1 protein-coding gene is annotated in these 447 nt (G+C 56.1%); it reads right to left on the reverse strand.

Features of this window, described 5'->3' with window-relative positions:
- A partial coding sequence (locus tag AC1DUP_RS36795; protein WP_477837389.1) for a nucleotidyltransferase domain-containing protein occupies window positions 1-437 on the reverse strand: 437 nt, incomplete at its 3' end.
- Window positions 438-447 lie beyond the last annotated feature (10 nt).

The following is a 447-nucleotide window of genomic DNA, read 5'->3' on the forward strand; positions in this document are numbered from 1 at the left end:
AAGAAGGGCAAGAAGGGCCGGCCGCGTGAGAGCTGGTCGTTGATATCATGCAAACTGTGGACGATCGGAATGACTGGGGTTTCGATCCGGTGGGCGATCTGTTCCTGCAGGAACCGTTCTTCGAGGGAAAGCCAAAGTTCCTGCTCTTGGGCGAAGTTTTCGGAATTGACGACGATYAGGATATCGTAGTCGGAGCGATAGCCGCTCAGCCTGTCTTCCACCCAGTCGCCTCTGGAATAGGAGCCATAGAGGATGACCTTGAAGACTTGGCTGTTGGCGCGCTTTGCTGACTGTTTGGCGGCGCGGAACTGCTCGACCTCGGCAAAGATGATTTCCAGCACGAGGGCAAGTTCGCGCCGCTTGCTGGCCGGCAGATGATCAAGGGTGTCGGTCAGTGTCAAAGCCACATCAAAGCCTTCGGTGGGAATCGTATCCATCGTAACGGCT

The organism is Rhizobium sp. 01L419 (assembly GCF_056400025.1).